A 777-nucleotide genomic window follows, 5' to 3' on the forward strand; every position below is an offset into this window, starting at 1 on the left:
TAATAGCCAACCAGACAAGATTTACGAGAATAGACCTAGCCGTAGACGACTACAGCAAATCCTTAAAGCCCCAATACTTTAAAACCGCCTATCAACAGCGACAGCATCAAGGCTTCAGAAAAATGAGCTTCATCGAAAACTTTGAGAGTTCAGAAGAAGAACAAGGCTTCACCGTGTACATGGGCAGACGCAACGGCAACAAACTAACCCGCTTCTACAACAAATCTGCCGAAAGTCACGGCGAGATAGATGCATACCGTTTGGAGGTTGAGTATAAAGACGACTACACCAAAAACCTGATCGAGTACTTACTCTCCGCGGAGAACTTCCCCAAAGCGATCGCCAACTTAGTGACCTCCGCCATAGACTTTAGGGATGAAGAAGATATGCAGCTCCTTTGGTGGAATGCATTTTTAACAAGGCTAGAAGCAGAACCAGTAGATCTACATTGCCAAAGGGCAAAACCAACCATAGAAGCATCAATGCAATGGATCGAGCATCAAGTCGAAACAACATTAGCAACAGTACAAGAATTTTCTGAAAGAATAACCGTTTCGTTTGAAGACTGGCTCAAAGAACGAATTGAATCAGGAAAAAGCAGAATGAGAGGAGTCCATCGGGCAATGGTCAACGAAGCAGTCAGGTTATGTACCCGATTACCAGACTATGACGAGTGGTTTTAGCCATGACAGTTTACATATCAGTCAAACTAAGTACAAAATTAGTATGTGATTGTGAAGCCTATAAATTTCCACACGAACCATTCAAAGGCTTGTG

1 protein-coding gene is annotated in these 777 nt (G+C 43.0%); it reads left to right on the top strand.

Features of this window, described 5'->3' with window-relative positions:
- Nucleotides 1–683, top strand: a 683-nt coding sequence (locus AC805_RS15905; protein WP_197278753.1) for a replication initiation factor domain-containing protein, incomplete at its 5' end; no start/stop codon positions are given.
- Between the last annotated feature and the right edge of the window lie 94 nt (nt 684–777).

This window comes from Pseudanabaena sp. 'Roaring Creek', assembly GCF_001402795.1.
In the GTDB taxonomy this organism is placed as follows: domain Bacteria; phylum Cyanobacteriota; class Cyanobacteriia; order Pseudanabaenales; family Pseudanabaenaceae; genus Pseudanabaena.